Source organism: Serratia sp. szju (genome assembly GCF_044594185.1).
GTDB classification, from domain to species: Bacteria; Pseudomonadota; Gammaproteobacteria; order Enterobacterales; family Enterobacteriaceae; genus Serratia; species Serratia bockelmannii.
This window is the reverse complement of record NZ_CP172576.1, coordinates 561,440-586,453: the sequence shown is the minus strand read 5'-3', so window position 1 is coordinate 586,453 and position 25,014 is coordinate 561,440. Positions and strand designations below refer to the sequence as shown.

General features: G+C 60.7%; 20 protein-coding genes. 11 read left to right on the top strand and 9 right to left on the bottom strand.

What is annotated here, in order from left to right:
* The first annotated feature begins 253 nt into the window (after nt 1–253).
* The 5 genes from dapB to kefC all read left to right on the top strand — a co-directional run bounded on the left by dapB (nt 254) and on the right by kefC (nt 8,509).
* On the top strand, nt 254–1,075 hold the full coding sequence (gene dapB, locus RE418_RS02875) for a 4-hydroxy-tetrahydrodipicolinate reductase (protein WP_025301531.1): 822 nt from the start codon (nt 254–256) through the stop codon (nt 1,073–1,075).
* A gap of 470 nt (nt 1,076–1,545) precedes the next feature.
* Nucleotides 1,546–2,694 (top strand): glutamine-hydrolyzing carbamoyl-phosphate synthase small subunit, encoded by a 1,149-nt coding sequence (gene carA / locus RE418_RS02870; RefSeq protein WP_071826157.1) that lies wholly within the window; start codon nt 1,546–1,548, stop codon nt 2,692–2,694.
* A 16-nt stretch (nt 2,695–2,710) separates the two neighbouring features.
* Nucleotides 2,711–5,935 carry a carbamoyl-phosphate synthase large subunit gene (carB, locus tag RE418_RS02865; protein ID WP_089180555.1) on the top strand — a complete coding sequence of 1,075 codons (3,225 nt, stop codon included), beginning with the start codon at nt 2,711–2,713 and terminating at the stop codon, nt 5,933–5,935.
* 170 nt (nt 5,936–6,105) lie between these two features.
* Nucleotides 6,106–6,663 (top strand): glutathione-regulated potassium-efflux system oxidoreductase KefF, encoded by a 558-nt coding sequence (kefF, locus tag RE418_RS02860; RefSeq protein ID WP_025301534.1) that lies wholly within the window; start codon nt 6,106–6,108, stop codon nt 6,661–6,663.
* Nucleotides 6,656–8,509: a glutathione-regulated potassium-efflux system protein KefC gene (gene kefC / locus RE418_RS02855; RefSeq protein WP_025301535.1), complete on the top strand. Its 1,854-nt coding sequence runs from the start codon at nt 6,656–6,658 to the stop codon at nt 8,507–8,509. Before kefF ends, kefC begins: the two co-directional genes overlap by 8 nt.
* Nucleotides 8,510–8,545: 36 nt before the next feature.
* Here the strand turns inward: kefC and RE418_RS02850 are convergent, their stop codons facing one another.
* Entirely contained in the window at nt 8,546–9,160 is a 615-nt protein-coding gene (locus RE418_RS02850) for a LysE family translocator (protein ID WP_025301536.1), read from the bottom strand.
* Nucleotides 9,161–9,287: 127 nt separating this feature from the next.
* Between RE418_RS02850 and RE418_RS02845 the strand changes: the two genes are divergently transcribed.
* The 5 genes from RE418_RS02845 to RE418_RS02825 all read left to right on the top strand — a co-directional run bounded on the left by RE418_RS02845 (nt 9,288) and on the right by RE418_RS02825 (nt 13,245).
* Nucleotides 9,288–10,088: a threonine/serine exporter ThrE family protein gene (locus RE418_RS02845; RefSeq protein WP_025301537.1), complete on the top strand. Its 801-nt coding sequence runs from the start codon at nt 9,288–9,290 to the stop codon at nt 10,086–10,088.
* Nucleotides 10,085–10,549 (top strand): threonine/serine exporter, encoded by a 465-nt coding sequence (locus tag RE418_RS02840; protein WP_015376621.1) that lies wholly within the window; start codon nt 10,085–10,087, stop codon nt 10,547–10,549. Before RE418_RS02845 ends, RE418_RS02840 begins: the two co-directional genes overlap by 4 nt.
* Nucleotides 10,550–10,692: 143 nt before the next feature.
* Nucleotides 10,693–11,175: a type 3 dihydrofolate reductase gene (folA, locus tag RE418_RS02835; RefSeq protein ID WP_025301539.1), complete on the top strand. Its 483-nt coding sequence runs from the start codon at nt 10,693–10,695 to the stop codon at nt 11,173–11,175.
* A 223-nt stretch (nt 11,176–11,398) separates the two neighbouring features.
* The gene (locus tag RE418_RS02830) at nt 11,399–11,497 is read left to right on the top strand and encodes an MYXO-CTERM sorting domain-containing protein (protein WP_225735559.1); all 99 of its coding nucleotides are present in this window, start codon (nt 11,399–11,401) and stop codon (nt 11,495–11,497) included.
* Nucleotides 11,498–11,562: 65 nt separating this feature from the next.
* Nucleotides 11,563–13,245, top strand: coding sequence for a PhoX family protein (locus RE418_RS02825; RefSeq protein WP_380830706.1), 1,683 nt, complete (start codon nt 11,563–11,565; stop codon nt 13,243–13,245).
* A gap of 50 nt (nt 13,246–13,295) precedes the next feature.
* Here the strand turns inward: RE418_RS02825 and apaH are convergent, their stop codons facing one another.
* The 6 genes from apaH to lptD form a co-directional block, all read right to left on the bottom strand.
* Nucleotides 13,296–14,147, bottom strand: a complete 852-nt coding sequence (gene apaH, locus RE418_RS02820; RefSeq protein ID WP_043135986.1) for a bis(5'-nucleosyl)-tetraphosphatase (symmetrical) ApaH — start codon at nt 14,145–14,147, stop codon at nt 13,296–13,298.
* Nucleotides 14,148–14,149: 2 nt separating this feature from the next.
* Nucleotides 14,150–14,527, bottom strand: coding sequence for a Co2+/Mg2+ efflux protein ApaG (apaG, locus tag RE418_RS02815; protein WP_016929119.1), 378 nt, complete (start codon nt 14,525–14,527; stop codon nt 14,150–14,152).
* 12 nt (nt 14,528–14,539) lie between these two features.
* Entirely contained in the window at nt 14,540–15,358 is an 819-nt protein-coding gene (rsmA, locus tag RE418_RS02810) for a 16S rRNA (adenine(1518)-N(6)/adenine(1519)-N(6))-dimethyltransferase RsmA (protein WP_025301542.1), read from the bottom strand.
* Nucleotides 15,351–16,343, bottom strand: coding sequence for a 4-hydroxythreonine-4-phosphate dehydrogenase PdxA (pdxA, locus tag RE418_RS02805; protein ID WP_025301543.1), 993 nt, complete (start codon nt 16,341–16,343; stop codon nt 15,351–15,353). The genes rsmA and pdxA overlap by 8 nt, the downstream gene beginning before the upstream one ends.
* Nucleotides 16,330–17,631, bottom strand: coding sequence for a peptidylprolyl isomerase SurA (gene surA, locus RE418_RS02800; RefSeq protein ID WP_025301544.1), 1,302 nt, complete (start codon nt 17,629–17,631; stop codon nt 16,330–16,332). Before surA ends, pdxA begins: the two co-directional genes overlap by 14 nt.
* A gap of 65 nt (nt 17,632–17,696) precedes the next feature.
* Nucleotides 17,697–20,057 (bottom strand): LPS assembly protein LptD, encoded by a 2,361-nt coding sequence (gene lptD / locus RE418_RS02795; protein WP_025301545.1) that lies wholly within the window; start codon nt 20,055–20,057, stop codon nt 17,697–17,699.
* Nucleotides 20,058–20,285: 228 nt separating this feature from the next.
* Between lptD and djlA the strand changes: the two genes are divergently transcribed.
* Nucleotides 20,286–21,107, top strand: a complete 822-nt coding sequence (gene djlA / locus RE418_RS02790) for a co-chaperone DjlA (RefSeq protein WP_025301546.1) — start codon at nt 20,286–20,288, stop codon at nt 21,105–21,107.
* A 45-nt stretch (nt 21,108–21,152) separates the two neighbouring features.
* Here the strand turns inward: djlA and rluA are convergent, their stop codons facing one another.
* Complete coding sequence (gene rluA / locus RE418_RS02785; RefSeq protein ID WP_043135978.1) at nt 21,153–21,803, bottom strand: bifunctional tRNA pseudouridine(32) synthase/23S rRNA pseudouridine(746) synthase RluA; 651 nt, start codon at nt 21,801–21,803, stop codon at nt 21,153–21,155.
* Between the two features lie 57 nt (nt 21,804–21,860).
* On the bottom strand, nt 21,861–24,767 hold the full coding sequence (gene rapA, locus RE418_RS02780) for an RNA polymerase-associated protein RapA (protein ID WP_049205418.1): 2,907 nt from the start codon (nt 24,765–24,767) through the stop codon (nt 21,861–21,863).
* Nucleotides 24,768–25,014 lie beyond the last annotated feature (247 nt).

Sequence of the window (25,014 nt, the reverse complement as noted above, 5' to 3'; positions counted from 1 at the left end):
TTCCTTTCCCCAGGCGCCGTTTTCGGCGCCTTTTTTCTGCATTTTCTTGCCATGGAAACTGCATGATTATGTACAATCGTCGCAGGCCGCCAAATCGGTTGAATGTTAATCTCACGACAGCGCCGCTGATGAAAGCGGGGGAATATCATAATTTTCTAATTATGAAATGAATCCTCTGGCGACGCTGAAGTGGGACGGTTACCCTGAATCGATAGCCTAATGGGATAGGCGTCAAAACAAGAAGAGAGCAAGCATGAGTGATTCACAAATCCGCATTGCGATTGCGGGCGCCGGCGGCCGGATGGGCCGTCAGTTGATCCAGGCGGTGCAGCAGGCGGAAGGCGTGGTGTTGGGAGCGGCGCTGTCGCGCCCGGGTTCAAGCCTGATCGGCGTCGACGCCGGCGAGCTGGCGGGCATCGGCGCGCTGGGCGTCAAGGTGAGCGACAGTCTGGATAACGTGGCGAGCGAGTTCGACATTCTGATCGACTTCACCCGCCCTGAAAGCACCCTGGGCTACCTGGAATTTTGCGTGGCGCACCATAAGGCGATGGTGATTGGTACCACCGGCTTTGATGACGCCGGCAAGCAGGCGATCCGCGATGCGGCGCAGCATATCGGCATCGTGTTCGCCGCCAACTTCAGCGTCGGCGTCAACCTGGTGCTGAAACTGCTTGAGAAGGCCGCGCAGGTGATGGGCGACTATACCGATATCGAAATCGTTGAGGCGCACCATCGCCACAAAGTGGATGCGCCGTCGGGCACGGCGTTGGCCATGGGCGAAGCGATCGCCGGCGCGCTGGGGCGCGATCTGAAAAGCTGTGCGGTCTATGCGCGCGAAGGCCATACCGGCGAACGCGATCCGAAAAGCATCGGCTTTGCCACCATTCGCGCCGGCGACATCGTCGGCGAGCACACCGCGATGTTCGCCGACATCGGTGAACGGGTGGAAATCACCCATAAGGCCTCAAGCCGTATGACTTTTGCCAGCGGCGCGGTGCGCGCGGCTTCCTGGTTGCATAACCGGGATAAAGGCCTGTTTGATATGCGCGATGTGCTAAGTTTGGACCAGATATAACTAAATTGAATACCATCGTGATGTGGTTGTGTTGATCATAATGCTATGATAATAGGGCAATAATTTTATTGTCCTTTTTTTTAACATGATAAATATTATGTTTTGTTTACTTTGTCATTGAAGTTGTTATTTTTGTGTGTTTATCCTGCTGATTACCTCCGTTTTTTCCACTTACAGCTTTTTTAGCGTCTTTTTCGTCCCATTCTGGCCGCGTTTTCCGTCATTCTTCCCCGCAACCGTTTCCTAGCCCCGGTTTTCTGTGTTTTTATCGCCGCTCACGCCGCATGAGCGCCGAGAACTGCAAAAATAAAACAAAAAATGGCAGTTTGGGTAGACAAGCCAGGCACTCATCATTAAAATGCGCCCAATTTGCCAAAAATTGGCCTCGCGGACGGTTTTTGCATTGATTTAGATCGCGATATCTGAATTAATATGCAAATATTGTGATTGATTATTCCTCGGAGGATGTTTTGATAAAGTCAGCGCTATTGGTTCTGGAAGACGGAACCCAATTCCACGGTCGGGCCATCGGGGCAGAGGGAACGGCAGTGGGGGAAGTGGTCTTCAATACGTCGATGACCGGTTATCAAGAAATCCTCACTGATCCTTCCTATTCCCGCCAGATCGTTACTCTTACTTATCCTCATATCGGCAATGTCGGCACCAATGCTTCCGACGAAGAATCCTCCGCAGTACACGCCCAAGGCCTCGTCATTCGTGACCTCCCGCTGATCGCCAGCAACTACCGCAGTGAAGAAAGCCTGTCCGACTACCTCAAGCGTCACAACATCGTGGCGATCGCCGATATCGATACCCGTAAATTGACCCGCCTGCTGCGCGAAAAAGGCGCCCAGAACGGCTGCATCGTTGCCGCCGATTCGCCGGACGCCGCGCTGGCCCTGGCCAAGGCGCAAGGCTTCCCGGGGTTGAAGGGCATGGATTTGGCGAAAGAGGTCACCACTCAAGAGGCCTACAGCTGGCAGCAAGGCAGCTGGACGCTTGAAGGCGATCTGCCGGAAGCCAAAACCGCCGCGGAACTGCCGTTCCACGTGGTGGCTTACGACTACGGCGCCAAGCGCAACATCTTGCGCATGCTGGTGGATCGCGGCTGCCGCCTGACCGTGGTGCCGGCGCAGACCCCAGCCGACGAAGTGCTGAAAATGAATCCGGACGGCATCTTCCTGTCCAACGGCCCGGGCGACCCGGAGCCGTGCGACTACGCCATCGCCGCCATCAAACAGTTCCTGGAAACCGACATTCCGGTGTTCGGCATCTGCCTGGGCCACCAGTTGCTGGCGCTGGCCAGCGGGGCGAAAACCATGAAGATGAAGCTCGGCCACCACGGTGGCAACCACCCGGTGAAGGATCTGGACAACAACACCGTGATGATCACCGCGCAGAACCACGGCTTTGCGGTAGATGAAAACAACCTGCCGGCGAACCTGCGCGTGACGCACAAATCGCTGTTCGACCATACGGTGCAGGGCATTCACCGCACCGACAAGGCGGCGTTCAGCTTCCAGGGGCACCCGGAAGCCAGCCCAGGCCCGCACGACGCCGCGCCGCTGTTCGATCACTTTATCGAACTGATTGAGACTTACCGTTCTAACGCCAAATAATCAGGAGCAGTAAAAAATGCCAAAACGTACAGACATAAAAAGCATCCTGATCCTCGGCGCGGGTCCGATCGTTATCGGCCAGGCGTGTGAGTTCGACTACTCGGGCGCCCAGGCGTGTAAAGCGCTGCGCGAAGAGGGCTACCGCGTCATTCTGGTCAACTCCAACCCGGCGACCATCATGACCGACCCGGAGATGGCCGACGCGACCTACATTGAGCCGATCCACTGGGAAGTGGTGCGCAAGATCATTGAAAAAGAGCGCCCGGATGCGGTGCTGCCGACCATGGGCGGCCAGACGGCGCTGAACTGCGCGCTGGAGCTGGAGCGTCAGGGCGTGCTGGCCGAGTTCGGCGTCACCATGATCGGCGCGACCGCCGATGCCATCGACAAGGCCGAAGACCGCCGCCGTTTCGACGTGGCGATGAAGAAAATCGGTTTGGATACCGCGCGTTCCGGCATCGCGCACACCATGGAAGAAGCGCTGGCGGTAGCCGCTGACGTCGGCTTCCCGTGCATTATCCGTCCTTCCTTTACCATGGGCGGCACCGGCGGCGGCATCGCCTACAACCGCGAAGAGTTCGAAGAGATCTGCGAACGCGGTCTCGACCTGTCGCCGACCAAAGAACTGCTGATCGACGAATCGCTGATCGGTTGGAAAGAGTACGAGATGGAGGTGGTGCGCGATAAGAACGACAACTGCATCATCGTCTGCTCCATCGAAAACTTCGACGCCATGGGCATCCACACCGGCGACTCGATCACCGTTGCGCCGGCCCAGACCCTGACCGACAAGGAATACCAAATCATGCGCAACGCCTCGATGGCGGTGCTGCGTGAGATCGGCGTTGAAACCGGCGGCTCCAACGTGCAGTTCTCGGTTAACCCGAAAACCGGCCGCCTGATCGTCATCGAGATGAACCCGCGCGTGTCGCGCTCTTCGGCGCTGGCGTCGAAAGCCACTGGCTTCCCGATCGCCAAGATCGCCGCCAAACTGGCGGTGGGCTATACCCTCGATGAGCTGATGAACGACATCACCGGCGGCCGCACTCCGGCGTCGTTCGAGCCGTCCATCGACTACGTCGTGACCAAGATCCCGCGCTTCAACTTCGAGAAGTTCGCCGGCGCCAACGATCGCCTGACTACCCAGATGAAGTCGGTCGGCGAAGTGATGGCCATCGGCCGCACTCAGCAGGAGTCGCTGCAGAAAGCGCTGCGCGGTCTGGAAGTGGGCGCCACCGGCTTCGATCCGAAAGTGAGCCTGGACGATCCGGAAGCGCTGACCAAAATCCGCCGCGAGCTGAAAGACGCCGGTTCCGACCGCATCTGGTACATCGCCGACGCCTTCCGCGCCGGTCTGTCGGTCGACGGCGTCTTCAACCTGACCAACGTCGATCGCTGGTTCCTGGTGCAGATTGAAGAGCTGGTGCGCCTGGAAGAGCAGGTAGCCGAAGCGGGCATCAATGGCCTGGACAAAGACTTCCTGCGCACGTTGAAGCGCAAGGGCTTCGCCGATGCGCGTCTGGCCAAGCTAGCCGGTGTCGCCGAGAGCGAAATTCGCAAGCTGCGTCACAGCCACGGTCTGCATCCGGTGTACAAGCGCGTGGATACCTGCGCGGCGGAATTCGCCACCGACACCGCCTACATGTACTCCACCTATGAAGAAGAGTGCGAGTCCAACCCGACCAACGACCGGCCGAAAGTGATGGTGTTGGGCGGCGGGCCGAACCGTATCGGCCAAGGCATCGAGTTCGACTACTGCTGCGTGCACGCCTCTCTGGCGCTGCGCGAAGACGGTTACGAGACCATCATGGTCAACTGTAACCCGGAAACCGTCTCCACCGACTACGACACCTCGGACCGCCTGTACTTTGAGCCGGTGACCCTGGAAGACGTGCTGGAAATCGTGCGCATCGAGAAACCGAAAGGCGTTATCGTACAGTACGGCGGCCAGACCCCGCTGAAGCTGGCGCGTGAGCTGGAAGCCGCAGGCGTGCCGATCATCGGTACCAGCCCGGACGCCATCGACCGTGCCGAAGACCGCGAACGCTTCCAGCAGGCGGTCAACCGCCTGGGCCTGAAGCAGCCGGCCAACGCCACCGTTACCGCCATCGAGCAGGCGGTCGAGAAGGCGGCGGGCATCGGCTATCCGCTGGTAGTGCGTCCTTCCTACGTGCTGGGCGGCCGGGCGATGGAAATCGTCTATGACGAAACCGACCTGCGCCGTTATTTCCAGACCGCGGTCAGCGTGTCCAACGATGCGCCGGTGTTGCTGGACCGCTTCCTGGACGACGCGGTGGAAGTGGACGTCGATGCTATCTGCGACGGCGAGCGCGTGCTGATTGGCGGCATCATGGAGCACATCGAGCAGGCGGGCGTGCATTCCGGCGACTCCGCGTGCTCACTGCCGGCGTACACCCTGAGCCAGGAAATTCAGGACGTGATGCGTCGCCAGGTGGAAAAACTGGCGTTCGAGCTGCAGGTGCGCGGTCTGATGAACGTACAGTTCGCGGTGAAAGACAACGAAGTCTACCTGATTGAAGTCAACCCGCGCGCCGCGCGTACCGTGCCGTTCGTGTCCAAAGCGACCGGCGTGCCGCTGGCCAAAGTGGCCGCGCGCGTGATGGCGGGCAAAACGCTGGTTGAGCAGGGCGTGACCGAAGAAATTATCCCGCCGTACTACTCGGTGAAAGAAGTGGTGCTGCCGTTCAACAAATTCCCGGGCGTCGACCCGATTCTGGGGCCGGAAATGCGCTCTACCGGGGAAGTGATGGGCGTAGGCCGCACCTTCGCGGAAGCCTTCTCCAAAGCGATGCTGGGCAGCAACTCGGGCATGAAGAAGCAGGGCCGCGCGCTGCTGTCGGTGCGCGAAGGCGATAAAGCCCGCGTGGTCGATTTGGCCGCCAGCCTGCTGAAGCAGGGCTTCGAGTTGGATGCCACCCACGGCACCGCGGTGGTGCTGGGCGAAGCGGGCATCAACCCGCGTCTGGTCAACAAGGTGCACGAAGGGCGTCCGCACATTCAGGACCGTATCAAGAACGGCGAGTACACCTACATCGTCAACACCACGGCAGGCCGCCAGGCGATTGAGGACTCCAAGCTGATTCGCCGCAGCGCCCTGCAGTACAAGGTGCACTACGACACCACGCTGAACGGCGGCTTTGCCACCGCGATGGCGCTGAAAGCGGATCCGACCGAGCAGGTGACTTCGGTGCAGGAAATGCACGCGCGTATCGGCAAGTAACCGCGTGAGAACGTTATGCCAGGGCGCTGCAGATGCAGCGCCTTTTTTTATTCAGCGAATTTGTCGGCTGGCGTTAAAAATTTCCGCTATCAATCAGTGGGCAAACTGTCACTCTGTGTGATTGGTATATGCTTGGTGTATTGGCAAGAAACGAAGGAACGACGATAACAATGATTCTGATAATTTATGCTCACCCGTATCCCCGGCATTCGCATGCCAATCAGCGCCTGCTGCAGGCGGTGAGGGATCTCCCCGAGGTAGAGGTGCGCTCGCTGTATGAGCTGTACCCCGATTTCAATATCGATATCAACGCCGAGCAACAGGCGCTGGAGCGCGCCGACCTGGTGGTGCTGCAGCATCCGATGCAGTGGTACAGCTTCCCGCCGCTGTTGAAGCTGTGGATCGACAAAGTGCTGGAGCACGGCTGGGCCTACGGCCACGACGGCAATGCGCTGGTGGGTAAAGACTGCCTGTGGGCAGTGACCAGCGGCGGCGACGAGCACCACTTCGAGCTGGGCGACTTTCCTAACTTCGCTACGCTGGCGCAGCCGCTGCAGGCTACGGCGATCTATTGCGGCATGAACTGGCAACCTTATTTCGCCGTGCACAACACCTTTACCTGCAACGAGCCGGCGCTGCTCGCCGCCGGCGAAGCCTACCGCCAGCGGTTGGTTGACTACCTGATGGAACATGCCGAAGCGGAAACCCGGGAGGCCAGCCATGGATAACCATCACATGATGATCGAGGGACTGATCTACCTCGGCTCCGCGGCGCTGTTCGTGCCGATCGCGGTGCGCCTGGGGCTGGGCTCGGTGCTTGGCTACCTGATCGCCGGCTGTATTATCGGCCCCTGGGGGCTGAAGCTGGTGTCGGATGCCGAGTCGATCCTGACCTTCGCCGAGATCGGCGTGGTGCTGATGCTGTTTATCATCGGCCTGGAGCTGGATCCCAAGCGGCTGTGGACGCTGCGCGCCTCGGTGTTCGGCGGCGGCAGCATCCAAATGGTGGGCTGTGGCCTGGCGCTGAGCGCCTTCTGTTACTTCCTCGGCCTCAACTGGAAAGTGGCGCTGCTGATCGGTTTGACGCTGGCGCTTTCATCTACCGCCATCGCCATGCAGGCGATGAGCGAACGTAATTTGACGCCGTCGCCAATCGGCCGCAGCGCGTTTGCGGTGCTGCTGTTCCAGGATATCGCGGCGATCCCGCTGGTGGCGATGATCCCGCTGCTCGCCAGCAGCGGCGCCACCACCACGCTGGGCGCTTTCGTACTGTCGGCGGCCAAGGTGGTGGGCGCGTTGACGATGGTGGTGCTGCTCGGCCGCTACGTCACCCGCCCGCTGCTGCACTTTGTCGCCCGTTCGGGCATGCGCGAGGTGTTCAGCGCCGTGGCGCTGTTCCTGGTGTTCGGTTTTGGCATCCTGCTGGAGATGGCCGGACTGTCGATGGCGATGGGGGCGTTCCTCGCCGGGGTACTGCTGGCGAGCTCGGAATACCGTCACGCGCTGGAGAGCGATATTCAGCCGTTCAAGGGGTTGCTGCTGGGGCTGTTCTTTATCGGCGTTGGCATGTCGATTGACTTCGGCACCCTGTTCCATCACCCGCTGCTGATCGCCTCGCTGCTGCTGGGCTTTATGTTGATCAAGGCGGCGCTGCTGTGGCTGATTGGGCCGCTGCTCGGGGTGCCGAAGCGCCAGCGCGGCCTGTTCGCCATTCTGCTGGGCCAGGGCAGTGAGTTTGCCTTTGTGATTTTCAGCGCCGCGCAGTTGGCCGGCGTATTGCCGGTCGAATGGGCCAAGTCGCTGACGCTGGCGGTAGCGCTGTCGATGGCGGCCACGCCGCTGTTGTTGGTGATCGCCGCGCAGCTGGAAAAAAATGCGCCGAAAGAGGAGCGCCCGGCTGACGTCATCGACGACGAGAATGCCAGCGTGATCATTGCCGGCTTCGGCCGTTTCGGCCAGATCGCCGGCCGTTTGCTGTTGGCCAACGGCGTGCACACCGTGGTACTGGATCACGATCCGGACCATATTGAAACGCTGCGCAAATTCGACACCAAGGTGTTTTACGGCGACGCCACGCGGGCCGATCTGCTGGAGGCCGCCGGCGCCGCTCACGCCAAGGTGCTGATCAACGCCATCGACGATGTGGAAGACAGCCTGGCGTTAACCGAGCTGGCCAGGCAGCACTTCCCGCATCTGAAGGTGGTGGCGCGGGCGCGCGACGTCGATCACTGGTATCAGCTGCGGCAGCTAGGGGTGGAAAAACCGGAGCGCGAAACTTTCGAAAGCTCGCTGCGCATCGGCCGTGAAACGCTGGAACTGCTGGGGCTGGACGCCTATGAGGCGCGCGAGAAGGCGGACACGTTCCGCCGCTATAACCTGAAGATGCTGGAAGACACGCTGGAGAATTATCAGGATACTGAATTCCGTATCGCCAGCCTGCAGCGAGCCAAGGAGATGCTCAGTGCGGCCATCGAGCAGGATCAGAATCGGCTGTCGCGGGTGCAGCAGACCGGCTGGCGCGGCAGTATCGACGGCAAGGCGCCGGAAGATGAGGTGGTGGAAGCCAAAGGATAACAGCAGGGGCGCCGTAATGGCGCCCCGTTTTTTTGCTTAGCTCAACGCGACCTTGATCCCTAAGGCGATCAGCATGCCGCCCAGCAATTTGTCGACGACCTTCTGCGTCTTTTCCAGCCCGCGGCGCACCGGCCCGCTTTGGATCAGGAACACCAGCAGCGGCCACCAGATGACCGACAGGCCGAGAATAATCCCCGCGTACCACAGCTTGTCGCCCAGGCCGGAATCGATCTGCAGCACCTGGGTAAATACCGCCAGGAAGAACAGGGTGGCTTTCGGGTTCAGCAGGTTGCACAGGTAGCCTTGCGCAAAGGCGCTCTTCAGGCTGACCTGCTGCTGCGGCAGATTGCTGACGTTCATTTTGCCGCCGCCGCGCGACAGCAGCGCCTGGATGCCGATCCACACCAGATAGACCGCCCCGGCGTATTTCAGCAGGTTAAACAGCCACGGCGTGGTGGTGATCACCACCGCCAGCCCGGCGACGCAGTAGGACATGTGGGTGGCGACACCGCATATCACGCCGAATGCGGTCATCATGGCGGCTAGCCGAGGATAGCGGGCGGCGTTTTTGATCACCAGGAAAAAATCCGGGCCGGGGGAGAGCATGCCGAGGGCGGCAATGCCGGCGACGAACAGCGAAGTTTCAAGCATGGGAGCGTCTCGCGCAAAAGACAGAGTTCTGGCGATAATAACGCCGCTTCCTCTGATGCGCATCAACCCAATGAGGTATTGTTAGGCTCTATGATAATAATTCATCTACCGCCAGCGACGGAGCACCATGCAGCAGACTACCGCCACAGAGAGGCCGGAGCCGCACCGGCAACAGCGTGAAATTACCCGCTTGTGCATTCAATGCGCGCTGCTGCTGTTGCAGCACGGCGCCGAGAGCACGGTGGTGGAACAGCTGTCGACCCGCCTGGGGTTGGCGCTGGGGATGGACAGCGTGGAAAGTTCAATCTCCGCCAATGCGGTGGTGTTGACCACCCTCAGCCACGGCGCCTGCCTGACCACCACCCGCAAGAATGTCGATCGCGGCATCAATATGCAGGTGGTGACCGAAGTGCAGCATATCGTGATCCTCGCCGAGCATCGCCTGGCGGATGCGCACGACGTGGCGCGTCGCTTTGAAAGGATCCGGCCGCTGCGCTACCCGCGCTGGCTGGTGGTGCTGATGGTGGGGTTGTCCTGCGGGTGTTTCAGCATGCTCAACGGTGGCGGCGGCGACGCCTTCCTGGTGACCTTTATCGCCAGCGGCGCGGCGATGCTGGTGCGCCAGATCCTCACCGCCCGCCAGATGAATCCGCTGATCAATTTTTGCCTGACGGCGTTTGTCGCTACGTCGATATCTGGGCTGCTGCTGCGCCTACCGGCGTTTAAAGAGACCTCGAGCGTGGCGATGGCCGCCAGCGTGCTGTTGCTGGTGCCGGGCTTCCCGCTGATCAACGCAGTGGCCGATATGTTTAAGGGGCACGTCAACACCGGGCTGGCGCGCTGGGCGATGGCCAGCCTGCTGACGCTGGCGACCTGCATCGGGGTGGTGATGGCGATGTCGCTGTGGGATCTGCGGGGGTGGTCATGAATCTGCTGTGGGCATTGTTGCAGGAGATGCTGTTGGCGGCGGTACCGGCGCTGGGCTTCGCCATGGTGTTCAACGTACCGCTGCGCGCGCTGCGCTATTGCGCGTTGCTCGGGGCAATCGGGCGCGGCTCGCGCATGTTGATGATGCACGCTGGCATGAATATCGAGTGGGCGTCGCTGCTGGCGGCGATCCTGATCGGTATCATCGGCATCTACTGGTCGCGCTGGCTGTTGGCGCATCCGAAGGTATTCACCGTGGCGGCGGTGATCCCGATGTTCCCCGGCATTTCCGCCTATACCGCGATGATAACTGTGGTAGAGATCTCGCATCTTGGCTACAGCGAAGCCTTGATGGAGACCATGATCACCAACTTCCTCAAGGCCAGTTTCATCGTCGGCGCGTTGTCGATCGGCCTGTCGTTACCGGGCCTGTGGCTGTATCGCAAACGCCCCGGCGTGTGAAATTTCCCGGCGGGCGATCGTTGGTTATTAGATATGCTGATAAGAGCTATCTTATATATTCATCTTGCTTGATTAGCCTATCGACGGCACTCAGGCCTTTACGTATAGTGTCACCAATTTTGCTGCCTACACAGGGTTAAACAATGATTATCAGCCTGATCGCTGCCTTGGCGGCGGATCGCGTTATTGGCATGGAAAACGCCATGCCGTGGCACCTGCCGGCGGACCTGGCGTGGTTTAAACGCAACACGTTGAATAAGCCGGTTATTATGGGCCGCAAGACCTTCGAGTCCATCGGCCGCCCGCTGCCGGGCCGCCACAATATCGTTTTGAGCAGCCGCCCAGGTAATGCCGCCGGGGTGACCTGGGTGACCTCGCTGGATGAGGCGCTGGCCGCCGCGGGTGAGGTGGAAGAAGTGATGGTGATCGGCGGTGGGCGCATCTATACCCAGCTGCTGCCGCGCGCCGATCGCCTGTACCTGACGCACATCGACGCCGAAGTCGGCGGCGATACTCACTTCCCGGATTACGAGCCGGACGAGTGGGAAACCACGTTCAGCGAATTCCACGACGCCGACGAGCTGAATTCGCACAGCTACTGCTTCGAAATCCTGCAGCGCCGCTGATTTCAGCGCGTTAGCCAGCTATCCCCGGGGGCGCAAGCAATTGCGCCCCCGGTCTTTTTGCGCCGGTCATTCGTAACCTTTCCGTCACATTACCTGATTAGTATGAAGCCCAACTCCGAGCGCCACGGCAACTCTGGTGAATCTTGACCGCGGCGCCATAACTAAAAAGGTAACCACGTTATGACCAAGCAAATTGAGCAATTAGACGCCGACCGCCTGATCGATCCCACTCGCCGCAAGCTGCTGCTCGGCAGCGCCGGCGCCGTCGGCCTGGCCGGTTTTCTCGGCGGCGGCATCTGGTCGGTCTCCGCCGAGGCGTTAGCCGAGGATCTGCCGCCGAACACGCTGCTGGGTTTCCGGGGCATCGCCGCGTCTACCGCCGATGAAGTGACGATAGCGCCAGGCTACCGCGCCGAGGTGCTGATCTCCTGGGGCGAGCCGCTGGTGGACGGCGCGCCGGCCTTCGATCCGCAGGGCAACAACAGCGCCGCCGATCAGGAAAAACAGTTTGGCGACAACAACGATGGCATGAGCTTCTTCCCTATCGATGACAATCACGGCGTGATGGCCATCAATAACGAATACGTTAACGAGCAGTACCTGTTCGCCCACGGCGGCGCCAAGGCCACCAGCCTGGAAGAGGTGCGCAAATCGCAGGCGGCGCACGGCGTCTCCATTGTCGCGGTCAAGCGGGTCGGCGACGGCCAGCGCTGGGCGGTGGAGCGCCCGTCGCGCTATAACCGCCGCATCACCGCCAACAGCGAGATGCAATTCAGCGGCCCGGCCGCCGGACATCCGCTGTTGCAGACCGCCGCCGATCCGAGCGGCCGCAAGGTGCTGGGCACCTTCGGCAACTGCGCCAACGGCAAGACGCCGTGGGGCACCTACCTGACCTGCGAGGAAAACTTCGACACCTATTTCGGCACCCGTCAGGCCGATTATCGAACCACGCCGGAACAGAAGCGCTACACGCTGAAGGTCAACGAACCGGAGCGCAACTGGCCGGACTATGACGAGCGCTTCGATGTGGCGAAGAATCCCAACGAATTCAACCGCCACGGCTGGATCGTCGAGATCGATCCGTTGAATCCGACCTCGACGCCCATCAAGCACACCGCGCTCGGCCGCTTCAAACATGAAAACGCGGCGGTGACCGTGGCCAAAGACGGCCGTCTGGTGGTGTATATGGGCGACGACGAGCGCGGTGAACATATCTATAAGTACGTTTCCAAAGGCGTGGTCGACGCCGCCAATCCGGCCAACAATCGCACGCTGCTGGACGAGGGAACGCTGTACGTGGCGCAGTTCGACGGCGACGAAGCCGGCACGCCGCTGAAGGGCAAAGGGCGCTGGATTGCGCTCGAGTTCGGCAAGAACGGCCTGACGCCGGAGAACGGCTTCCGCGACGAGGCCGAAGTGCTGATCTTCGCCCGCAAGGCGGCGCAACAGGTCGGCGCCACCAAGATGGATCGCCCTGAGTGGATCGCGGTCAACCCGCATGACGGGCGCGCGTACTGCACGCTGACCAACAACAGCAAGCGCGGCGAGGAAGGGATGCCGTTGAACGCCGCCAACCCGCGACCGAACAATATCTACGGGCAAATCATTCGCTGGGACGAGGGCGGCGACGCCACCGCCGACGTCTTCGCCTGGGACATCTATGCGTTGTGCGGCAACCCGATCGCCCACCCCGAAGGCGTCAACCGCGGCACGCCGAATATCACGGCGGAAAATACCTTCAACAGCCCGGACGGGCTGGGCTTCGATCGCACCGGCCGCCTGTGGATCCTCACCGATGGCAAGTACAGCAACAAGGGCGATTACGTCGGGCAGGGCAACAACCAGATGCTGGTGGGCGATCCGGTCAGCGGCGAGATCCGCCGTTTCATGGTGGGGCCAAAGTCCTGCGAACTGACCGGCATCACCTTCACCCCGGACTACAAGACGATGTTCGTCAACGTACAGCATCCGGGAGAAGAGGGCGATTCGCACTTCCCGAACAACAGCCCGCGCCCGCGTTCATCGGTGTTGATGATCACGCGTGAAGATGGCGGAGTGATTGGAGCGTAAGGCGGCAATCAATACAGAACAAAGGCGGCCACCGGGCCGCCTTTATCGTTTCAGGATGCGGCTAATCTGCCGGCGTGGTCAGGCGCTTCGCCGCGATTGGCGGGTTGCGTGAAGTAACGGCGGTCTTCCCAGCGCAGCATCGTCAGATCGCCGCCCCAGCAGCAGCCGGTATCCAGCCCGATCACGCCCTCCGGCGTACCCTTGCCTTCCAGCGAGGCCCAGTGGCCGAAGATGATGGTGTATTCCGGATCCACCAGGCGCGGCAGCTCGAACCACGGTTTCAGCGGCGCCGGCGCGCTGCCCGGCGCATCTTTGCAGATCATGTCGAGCTGGCCGTTGGGGAAGCAGTAGCGCATGCGCGTCAGCGCATTGGTGCTGAAACGAAGGCGCGCCAGGCCGCTCAGCTCCGGCGCCCAGTTGTTCGGCATGTCGCCGTACATGGCGTCGAGGAACAGCGGATAGCTGTCGCTGCTCAATACCGCCTCCACTTCGCGAGCACACATTTTCGCGGTGTCGATGTCCCACTGCGGGGTGATGCCGGCGTGGGCCATCACCAGCTTTTGCTCATCATCCACCTGCAGCACCGGTTGGCGGCGCAGCCAATTGATCAGCTCGTCGGCGTCCGGCGCTTCCAGCAGCGGCGTGATGCGATCTTTGGGTTTGTTGCGGCTAATGCCGGCGTAAACCGCCAGCAGGTGCAGATCGTGGTTGCCCAGCACCATGCGCACCGCCGGGCCGAGCGAGCGCACATAGCGCAGCACGTCCAGCGAGGCGGGGCCGCGCGCCACCAGATCGCCGGTCAGCCACAGTTGATCGCGCTCGGGATCGAAAGCAGCCTGAGCCAGCAGCGACTTCAGTTCATCGAAACAGCCGTGAACGTCGCCGATAAGGTATGTCGACATAGTTAATGGATCAGCGTTGGAATGGCTAAGCGGAACACGGGAATAGCGGTGCGGAACGGCTGACCCTGATGGTCCACCATTTCGTAATGGCCTTCCATGGTGCCCAGCGGCGTTTCCAGAATGGCGCCGCTGGTGTACTGAAACTCGCCACCGGGCGGAATGACGGGCTGTTCGCCGATCACGCCTTCGCCCTGGACTTCGGTCTGACGGCCGTTGCTGTTGGTGATCAGCCAGTAACGGCCCAACAGTTGCACGTCGGTCCGCCCCAGATTGCGGATGGTGATGGTATAGGCGAAGACATAACGCTCTTCTTCAGGGATCGACTGTGATTCCACATAGATGCTCTGAACCTGAATACACACGCGGGGCGAATCAATCATGACAACAACTCCTTATTGCTGCGGCGCCGGATTGGCTGACAGCCAGTTCGCCAGCTTGCAGTACTGCGCCACAGAAATATTTTCTGCTCTGAGCGAAGGATCGACGCCCAGCTCCGTCAGCTGCTCCGGCGTGAACAGGTCGCCCAGGCTATTGCGGATGGTTTTCCGCCGCTGGTTGAATGCCTGCGTGGTGATGCGGCTCAGCATGCGCACGTCGCCCACCGGGTTCGGCAGCTCGGTGTGCGGCACCAGACGCACCACGGCGGAATCGACCTTCGGCGGCGGCGCGAACGCGGTCGGCGGCACTTCCAGCACCGGAATGACGTTGCAGTAGTACTGCGCCATCACGGTCAAACGCCCGTAGGCCTTGCTGTTCGGGCCGGCCACCAGACGGTTGACCACCTCTTTTTGCAACATAAAGTGCATGTCGCGGATTGCCTGAGTATAGCTGAAAAGGTGGAACATCAGCGGCGTCGAAATATTGTACGGCAGGTTACCAAATACGCGCAGCGGTTGGCCAGCTTCCTCGGCCAGTTCGGCGAAATTCACCGTCATGGCGTCCTGCTGGTGGATGGTCAGCTTGTCTTTCAGCCGCGGGTGGTTCTCCAGCCGGGTGGCCAGATCGCGGTCCAGTTCGATCACCGTCATGCGGTCCATGCGCGCGCCGACCGGCTCGGTCAAGGCGCCGAGGCCGGGGCCGATCTCGACCACCGCTTCGCCCGGCTGCGGGTGAATGGCGGAGACAATGCTATCGATGACAAACTGATCGGTTAAAAAGTTTTGTCCAAAGCGTTTGCGGGCAAAGTGCCCTTGGTGGACTCTGTTATTCATTACAATTAATTATCATTTTAATGGCGAGATTCAGGGCCGTTTGGAAACTGCCGACATCGGCGGTGCCGGTGCCGGCCAGTTCCAGAGCGGTACCGTGGTCGACCGAGGTGCGTATGAAAGGCAAACCGAGGGTGATATTCACCGCGCGGCCGAACCCTTGGTATTTTAGCACCGGCAGCCCCTGATCGTGATACATCGCCAGCACCGCATCGGCATCTTGCAGATATTTGGGCTGGAACAGGGTGTCCGCCGGCAGCGGGCCGACAAGATGGATGCCGTCAGCGCGCAGCGCGTCGAGCGCCGGGATGATGGTGTCTATCTCTTCGCGCCCCATATGGCCGCCTTCCCCGGCGTGGGGATTCAGACCGCAGACGTAAATGTGCGGCTGGGCGATGCCAAATTTGGTTTTCAGATCGTGGTCGAGGATGCGAATGACTTCGAATAGGCTCTGCTGCGTGATGGCGCCCGGCACCGCCAGCAGCGGCAGATGGGTGGTCGCCAGCGCCACGCGCAGCTCTTCGGTCGCGAGCATCATCACCACGCGATCGCAGCGGCTGCGATCGGCAAAGAATTCGGTATGGCCGATAAACGGCACGCCGGCGTCGTTGATCACGCCCTTGTTCACCGGGCCGGTGATCAGCGCCGCGAACTCGCCGTTCAGGCAGCCGTCGCAGGCGCGCGCCAGGGTTTCCACCACGTAGGCGCTGTTGCCGACGTTCAACTCACCGGCGGTAACCGGGTGAGCGAGCGGGACCGGTAGCACGGTCAGCGTGCCGGCGCGTTGCGCTTCGGCCGGTTGCTGCGGCTTGTAGTCGCGCAGCGTCAGCGGCAGGCCCAAACGTTGGGCGCGTTCAAGCAGCAGGGCCGGATCGGCGCACACCACCAGCTCAACAGGCCAATCCTGTTGCGCCAGCGCGGCTACCAAATCCGGCCCCACCCCGGCGGGTTCGCCGGGGGTAATGACGACGCGTTTATTGCTGTGCATCGCTGCCATCGAGGATCTTCACGTAAGCCTGGGCGCGCTGTTCCTGCATCCAGGTCTGCGCTTCTTCAGCGAACTTACGGTTGAACAGCATACGGTAAGCACGGTCTTTTTGCGCAGCGTCGGTCTTATCCACCTGACGGGTATCCAGCAGCTGGATCAGGTGCCAACCGAAGGAGGAGTGGACCGGCGCGCTGATTTCACCCTTGCTCAGCTTCAGCAACGCATCGCGGAAGGCCGGATCGTAGATGTCCGGGGAAGCCCAGCCCAGATCGCCGCCTTGCATCGCAGAACCCGGATCTTGCGACAGCTGTTTGGCTTCGTCGGCAAACTTGGCGCGGCCGCTCTTGATCGCTTCCGCCACGGATTGCAGTTTGGCGCGAGCCTGGTCGTCGGTCAGCACCACTGAAGGTTTCAGCAGGATGTGACGGGCGTGCACTTCGGTGACCGACACCGACTGGCTGGCGCCGCGAATGTCGTTCACTTTCAGGATGTGGAAGCCGACGCCGGAACGGATTGGGCCGACGACGTCGCCTTTCTTGGCGCTCACCAGACGTTCCGCGAACAGGGTCGGGATTTCTTGCAGTTTGCCCCAGCCCATGTTGCCGCCTTTCAGCGCCTGAGAGTCGGCGGAGTAGGTGATCGCCAGCTTGCCGAAGTCGGCGCCGCTGTTGATCTCACCCACCAGACGTTTGGCCAGCTCTTCGGCTTTGTCGACCTGCTGCTGCGACGGGTTTTCCGGCAGCGGGATCAGGATGTGGCTGATGTTCATTTCGGTGTCGCTGCCGTTCTGTGCGCCCACCTGTTTGGCCAGTGCGTCCACTTCCTGTGGCAGGATGGTGACGCGGCGGCGCACTTCGTTGTTACGCACTTCGGAGATCAGCATCTCTTTGCGGATCTGCGCGCGGTAGGTGTTGTAGTTCAACCCTTCGTACGACAGGCGGCTGCGCAGCTGATCGACGCTCATCTTGTTTTGCGCGGCGATGTTGGCGATCGCCTTGTCCAGATCGGCATCGGACACGGTGATGCCCATTTTCTTGGCCATCTGCAGCTGGATGTTATCCATGATCAGGCGTTCGATGATCTGATGGCGCAGCGTCTTGTCGTCCGGCAGCTGTTGGCCGGCCTGCTGGGCGTTGAGCTTGACTGACTGCAACAGACCGTTGACGTCGCTTTCGAGTACCACGCCGTTATCCACGACGGCGGCGACTTTATCCACTTCTTGGGGTGCTGCGAACGCGGCATTGGCGCAAACCACCAATCCGAGAATAAGCGTTCTCCAGTTCTTCATACTTTTCCCATTATGTAATCCGCAAATGCGGGTGAAAGTTCTCGTTTTCAAAGTGTTGCAAAGCGTCAGAATGCGCGCTGATACGGCAGAATGCCGGAGCGCAGCATTTCTGCGGAGCCGAGACTATGATCGCTGCTCAGGCCGCGCAGTTCGACGTTGAACGAAACTCTGTTGTCGTAAACGCTGGTATTGTTGCTGTTGTTCCAGTCGGTGATCTTGCGCTCATAGCCCAGCGTCACCGCCCAGCAGCAGGTGTTGTACTTCAGCCCCACCAACTGATCGGCGGATTGTTTGGCGCGGGTGTCGTAGTAGTACGCCCCGACCACCGCCCAACGATCGGCGATCGGCCAACTGCCGGTGATGCCCACCTGCGAGATGCCGTCCTGGAAGGCCGGAACCGTTTTGGTGTTCAACGCCGTCTGGATATATTCCGGCGTGGCGTAACGGTAGTTCAACTGCACCACGCGCTCGGCGTCCTGGCGGTATTCCACCACGCCGTTGCCCAGCGAGACGCTGTTCAGGCGGGTGTCGTACTGCAGGCCGCCGCGCAGGCCCCAACGATCGTCGATTTTCCAATAGGTATCGCCGGCCCAGGCTACGCTGCCGGTATCGTCGTTGTTGTCGTAACCGGTCATCTGGTCACCGGTACGCGAACGGCTGAAGTAGTAGATTTGACCCACGGAAGCGTTAAAACGTTCAACCAGGGCGTCATCATAAATGCGGGTGGTCAAACCGGTAGAGACGCGGTTCTGCGAAGCGATGCGATCCAAGCCGCTGTAGGTGCGATCGCGGAACAGGCCGGAGTAGTCGGTCTGCAGCAGCGTGGTGTCGTAGGTGTAGATGTTGCTCTGGTCGCGGTACGGCACATACAGGTACTGCACGCGCGGCTCCAGCGTCTGGGTAGCGCCCTCGGCCCAGATCATCGGCCTCTCGAACACCAGCTTGCCGTCGACTTTGAACTGCGGCAGTACGCGGTTGACCGAATCATCGAGCTCCGGCGCGGCAGCGTTTTTGCGGCTCTGGTAGTTGGCAGCGAAACCGTCAGGAATATCCTGCTGGTAGTGGGTCGCCATCACCTTGGCTTCGGTGTTCAGGCTGGCCCAGCCGTTAGTGAGCGGCAGACTCAGCGTCGGCTCCATGTGCAGACGGGTGGCGTCAGGGCTATATGGGTTGACGCTGGTGAACTTGGCCGCCTGGCCGTAAATATGGAAGTCGAACGGGCCGATGTCGTTCTTGTAGTAGTTCAGGTCCAGCTGCGGCTGAACTTTATACGAGTCCGACTGTGAACGATCGGTGTCGTCGTAGATCTGGAATTGTTTGGAGCTCAGCGTGGCGTTCCAGTTTTCGTTGGCGTAGCCGAGGCTGAATTTCTGCGTGGCGTAGCCGTCGGTGGTGGAACCGTATTTGGAGTCCAGATCGGTGAAGTATTTGGAATCGCTGACCTTGGTGTAGTCGACGTTGAAGCGCCATACCTGATCCATGACGCCGTTATGGTTCCAGTAGAACAGCCAGCGTTTGTTGTCGTCATGATCTTTGCCGTATTCCTTGTCGTCCGGCAGCCAGTCGAACTCCATCAGGCCGAGGCCCGGCTGCACCAGATAACGGAACTCGGTCTGCCACTGCAGGCCGCGCTTGGACATATAGTGCGGCGTGATGGTGGCGTCGTAGTTCGGCGCGATGTTCCAATAGTACGGCAACATGAACTCGAAGCCATTGTTGCTGCCGTACTTGGCGTTCGGGATCAGGAAGCCGGAACGGCGCTTGTCGCCGACCGGCAATTGCAGGTACGGGCTGTAGAACACCGGCACGCCGCCGATGCGGAAGCGGGCGTTCCAGATTTCCGCCACCTGCTCTTCGCGATCGTGGATCACTTCGGAACCGACCACGCTCCAGCTGTCGTCGCCCGGCAGGCAGGAGGTAAAGGTGCCGTTTTCCAGGATGGTGTAACGGTTGGCGCCGCGCATTTTCATCTTGTCGGCGTCGCCGCGACCCTGACGGCCTACCATCTGGTAGTCGCCTTCATAGACGTCGGTATCTTTGGTATTCAGGTTCGACCAGGCCTTCGGGCCTTTCAGTTTGATCTGATTGTCGCTGTAGTGCACGTCGCCGGTAGCGGTGACGGTGCGCACCGGATCCGTCTGGCCGGGGTTTTCCGTCTGGTTCAGCTCAACTTCTTTGGCGGTCAGGGTGCTGTTACCCTGCTCGATATGCACGTTGCCGCTGAACAGAGCGCTTTTCGGGTAGTCGGCGCGCGAGTCATCGGCATTGATGGTCACCGGCTGGCTGTTCGGATCGCCGCTGACCAAAGGCTTGTCGTAAACGGGAACGCCAAGCATGCATTGCTCGGCCAGATCAGCCAGCGCATGCTGACTGTAGAGTGCCGTCCAAATCATCGTGGCCAGCAGTGTTGGGAAACTTTTTTTCATACGCGGTTTTGGTGTTCCGTCATCAGAGGCGTCGTGTCCGGCAAACGGTCAGAGACTATATTACTCATCTGCGTTGCGCTAGTGCTAAATCCAGCCGTTTACTTGCGTCGTCGTTAGGCGCAAAGATAAATGACAGGTATGATAATCCAAATTCTAGGAAAAATCGCCTGCGCCCTTTCCTGAAACGGAGGAGAGCGGGCGGCTTTCGGCATGATAATTGAGGAGTATATGCAGTATTGGGGAAAACTGCTCGGCGTCATCGTCGCCATCTGGTCTGGCGCGGGATTCTGGGGTGTAGTTCTGGGGCTGATTATCGGTCATATGATCGATACGGCGCGCAGCAACAAGCGCAGTCGGGGGTTTTTCACCGACCAGCAAACGCGGCAAACGCTGTTTTTCCGCACCACTTTTCAGGTGATGGGCCACCTGACCAAATCCAAAGGACGCGTCACCGAGGCGGATATTCAGATCGCCAGCCTGTTTATGGATCGCCTTCAGCTGCACGGCGAAGCGCGCACCGCGGCGCAGCAGGCGTTCCGCGAGGGCAAACAGAGCCAGTTCCCGCTGCGTGAGACGCTGCAGCAGTTCCGCAGTATCTGTTTCGGCCGCTTCGATCTGATTCGGATGTTTCTGGAAATTCAGATACAGGCGGCGTTCGCCGACGGCTCGCTGCACCCGAACGAACGTCAGGTGCTGTATGTCATCGCCGAAGAGCTGGGCATTTCGCGCGCGCAGTTCGATCAGTTCCTCAGCATGATGGAGGGCGGGCGTCAGTTCGGCGGCGGTCAGCAGGGCGGGTATTCGCAGGGCGGCTATCAGCAGGCTCAGCGCGGCCCGACGCTCGACGATGCGTGCAAGGTGCTTGGCGTGCGCAGCAGCGACGATGCCGCCACCATCAAACGCGCCTACCGCAAGCTGATGAGCGAACACCATCCGGATAAGCTGGTGGCGAAAGGCTTGCCGCCGGAGATGATGGAAATGGCCAAGCAGAAAGCGCAGGAGATCCAGGCGGCGTACGACCTGATCAAACGCGAGAAAGGTTTTAAATAAGCGATGAAAGCGGGCCCGGCATGCCGGGCCCGTTTAACATGGGGTTCAGAAATCCGGCTCGGCGCGAAAGTGCATCGGCGTCTGGAAGGCGGGGTGGGTGATGCGCAACTCCTGCGCGTGCAGCTGCAGCCGCGGCGCCATCGCTTTGGCTTCCGGCGGGGCGTAGAAACCGTCGCCGAGGATCGGGTGTCCCAGCGCCAGCATGTGCACCCGCAGCTGGTGCGAGCGGCCGGTGATCGGCGTCAGCTTCACGCGGGTGCTGCCGTCGGCGTCGCGCGACAGCACCCGATATTCCGTCTGCGCCGCTTTGCCGGTGTCGAAACACACTTTTTGCAGCGGCCGGTTCGGCCAGTCGCAGATCAGCGGCAAATCCACTAACCCTTCATCATGCGCCATATGTCCCCAAACGCGGGCGATATAGGATTTCTTCGGTTCGCGTTCGCGAAATTGACGCTTCAGCTCACGCTCGGCGGCCTTGTTGAGCGCCACCACGATCACCCCGCTGGTGGCCATATCCAGCCGGTGCACCGATTCGGCGGCCGGATGATCGGCCTGAATGCGGGTCATCAGGCTGTCTTTGTTTTCCGGGGCGCGGCCGGGTACCGACAGCAAGCCGCTGGGCTTGTTGACCACCATGATGTGTTCATCCTGATACAGGATGTGCAGCGGGTCCTGCGGGGGATTGTAGGGTTCCATCTTGGCTCCGCGAAAAGGGCCGAACGGGGAGACGGTGGCCTCCCCGCATCGCGCCGGTTATTGGTGGGTGACCACCACCAGTCGAATGGCGTCGAGACGCCAGCCGGCTTCATTGAGGTTGGCCAGCACCTGACGGCGGTTGAACTCCAGCGTCTCGACTTCGTCGTCGCGGATGTTCGGGTTGACCGCCTTCAGCGCTTCCAGACGCGCCAGCTCGGCGCTCAGCTTGTCGTCCGCCTCTTGCTTCGCCTGTTCGATAAGCTGGCGCGCCTGCGCTTCCACCAGGCTTTCCGCCTGCTGCAGCATGGCGTGCACGTCTTGTTGCACGGCATTGACCAGCTTGCTGGAGGTGTGGCGGTTGACCGCGTTCAACTGACGGTTGAAGCTTTCGAACTCGACCTGCGCCGCCAGGTTGGTGCCCTTGCGATCCATCAGCATGCGGATCGGCGTCGGTGGCAGGAAGCGGGTCAGCTGCAGGTGTTTCGGCGCCTGGGCCTCCACCACATAGACCAGTTCAACCAGCAGGGTGCCAACCGGCAGCGCTTTGTTTTTCAACAGGGACACCGCGCAGCTGCCGGTATCGCCGGACAGGATCAGATCCAGGCCATTGCGGATGATCGGGTGCTCCCAGCTGACGAACTGCGCGTCTTCGCGCGACAGCGCCTGATCGCGGTCGAAGGTCACGGTGCAGCCGTCCTGCGGCAGGCCCGGGAAGTCCGGCACCAGCATATGGTCGGACGGCGTCAGCACGATCAGGCTGTCGCTGCGGTCTTCCTGATTGATGCCGACAATGTCGAACAGGTTGAGCGCGAAGCCTACCAGGTTGACGTCGTTATCCTGCTCGGCGATGGCGGCGGCCAGCGCCTGGGCTTTGTCGCCGCCGTTGGAGTGCATCTCCAGCAGGCGGTCGCGGCCCTGTTCCAGTTGCGCTTTCAACTGATCGTGCTGCTGGCGGCAGGCGTGGATGAATTCGTCGAAGCCTTCTTGTTCAGTCGGCGCGGCCAGATAGCCGATCAACTGCTCGTAGCAGCTGTCGTAGATGGTGCGGCCGGTTGGGCAGGTGTGTTCGAAGGCGTCCAGCCCCTCGTGGAACCAACGGCCCAGCACCGCCTGCGCGGTGTGCTCCAGGTAAGGCACCATGATCTGGATATCGTGCATTTGGCCGATACGGTCCAGACGGCCGATACGCTGTTCCAGCAGATCCGGGTTGAACGGCAGATCGAACATCACCAGCTGGCTGGCGAACTGGAAGTTGCGGCCTTCGGAGCCGATCTCGGAACACAGCAGCACCTGCGCGCCTTCCTCTTCGGAGGCGAAGTAGGCGGCGGCGCGGTCGCGCTCGATGATCGACAGCCCTTCGTGGAACACCGCGGCGCGGATCGCTTCACGTTCGCGCAGCACCTGCTCCAGCTGCAGCGCGGTGTCGGCTTTGGCGCAGATCACCAGCACTTTTTCGTTACGGTTGGCCAGCAGGTAGTCCAGCAACCATTCGACGCGCGGGTCGAAGTTCCACCAGGTGGCGTTTTCGCCTTCGAATTCCTGGTAGATCTGCTCCGGGTACAGCATATCGCGCGCGCGCGCTTCGACGGACTTCTTGGCGCCCATGATGCCGGAGACTTTGATCGCGGTCTGATACTGGGTCGGCAACGGCAGCTTGATCTGGTGCAGGTTGCGGTGCGGGAAGCCCTTCACGCCGTTACGGGTGTTGCGGAACAGCACGCGGCTGGTGCCGTGGCGATCCATCAGCATGGAAACCAGCTCCTGACGCGCCTGCTCGGCGTTGTCGCCTTCGCTGTTGGCCGCTTTGAGCAAAGGTTCGATGTCCTGTTCGTCGATCAGCTCGCCCAGCAGGTTCAGCTTGTCGTCGGCCAGGCGTTCACCGCTCAGCAGCAGGGTGACGGCGTCGGCCACCGGACGGTATTTCTGCTGTTCGGCGACGAACTCGCCGTAGTCGTGGAAACGGTTCGGATCGAGCAGGCGCAGGCGCGCAAAGTGGCTCTGTTGGCCCAGCTGCTCCGGGGTGGCGGTCAGCAGCAGCACGCCGGGGATATGCTCGGCCAGCTGTTCGATCACCTGATATTCGCGGCTCGGCGCTTCTTCACTCCAGGCCAGGTGGTGCGCTTCATCGACCACCAGCAGATCCCACTGGGCGTCCGCCAGCTCTTCCAGGCGCTGCTTGTTGCGGCGCACGAAGTCCAGCGAGCAGATCACCAGCTGTTCGGTCTCGAACGGGTTGCTGCTGTCGAGCTTAGCTTCGGCGTAGCGGCTGTCGTCGAACAGCGAGAAGTAGAGGTTGAAGCGGCGCATCATCTCCACCAGCCACTGGTGCTGCAGCGTTTCCGGCACCACGATCAGCACGCGTTCGGCGCGGCCCGCCAGCAGTTGCTGGTGGATGATCATGCCGGCTTCGATGGTTTTGCCGAGGCCGACTTCGTCCGCCAGCAGAACGCGCGGCGCATGGCGCTGGCCGACTTCATGAGCGATGTGCAGCTGGTGCGGGATCAGGCTGGCGCGCATGCCGCGCAGGCCGGCGAACGGCAGGCGATACTGCTCGCTCTGGTATTTGCGGGCGCGAAAACGCAGCGCGAAACGATCCATGCGGTCGATTTGGCCGGCGAACAGGCGATCCTGCGGCTTGCTGAAGGTCAGTTTGCTGTCCAGCAGCACTTCGCGCATCGCCACGCCGCTTTCCTGGGTGTCCAGGCGGGTGCCGATATAGGTCAACAGACCGTTTTCCTCTTTCACCTCTTCCACCTGCAGCTGCCATCCCTCGTGGCTGCTGACGGTATCGCCCGGGTTGAACATCACGCGGGTGATCGGCGAATCGTTTCTGGCATAGAGGCGGTTTTCACCGGTGGCGGGGAAAAGCAGGGTAATCATGCGCGCATCCAGCGCCACGACGGTGCCCAGTCCTAATTCGCTTTCCGTGTCGCTGATCCAGCGTTGACCAAGAGTAAAAGGCATATATTGTCGGCTCGATTCTTTGTAAGTAAGTCTTGTTACCGGGCGGGAAGGGCCGCGGCACCTGTACTGAACATCGGTTAATCCCGGTTTGTTTTAAATTTGACGGGCAATAGCCGTTCACGCCATGCAGACGTCGCTAGACGGCAGGGCTAAGCGTGGTTCAGTTTTGGGAAGGGCGCTATGGTAATGGAAGGCGGCGCGTTCGTCACCTGCAAAACCGGATGATTTTTCTTAACCTGGCGCAATC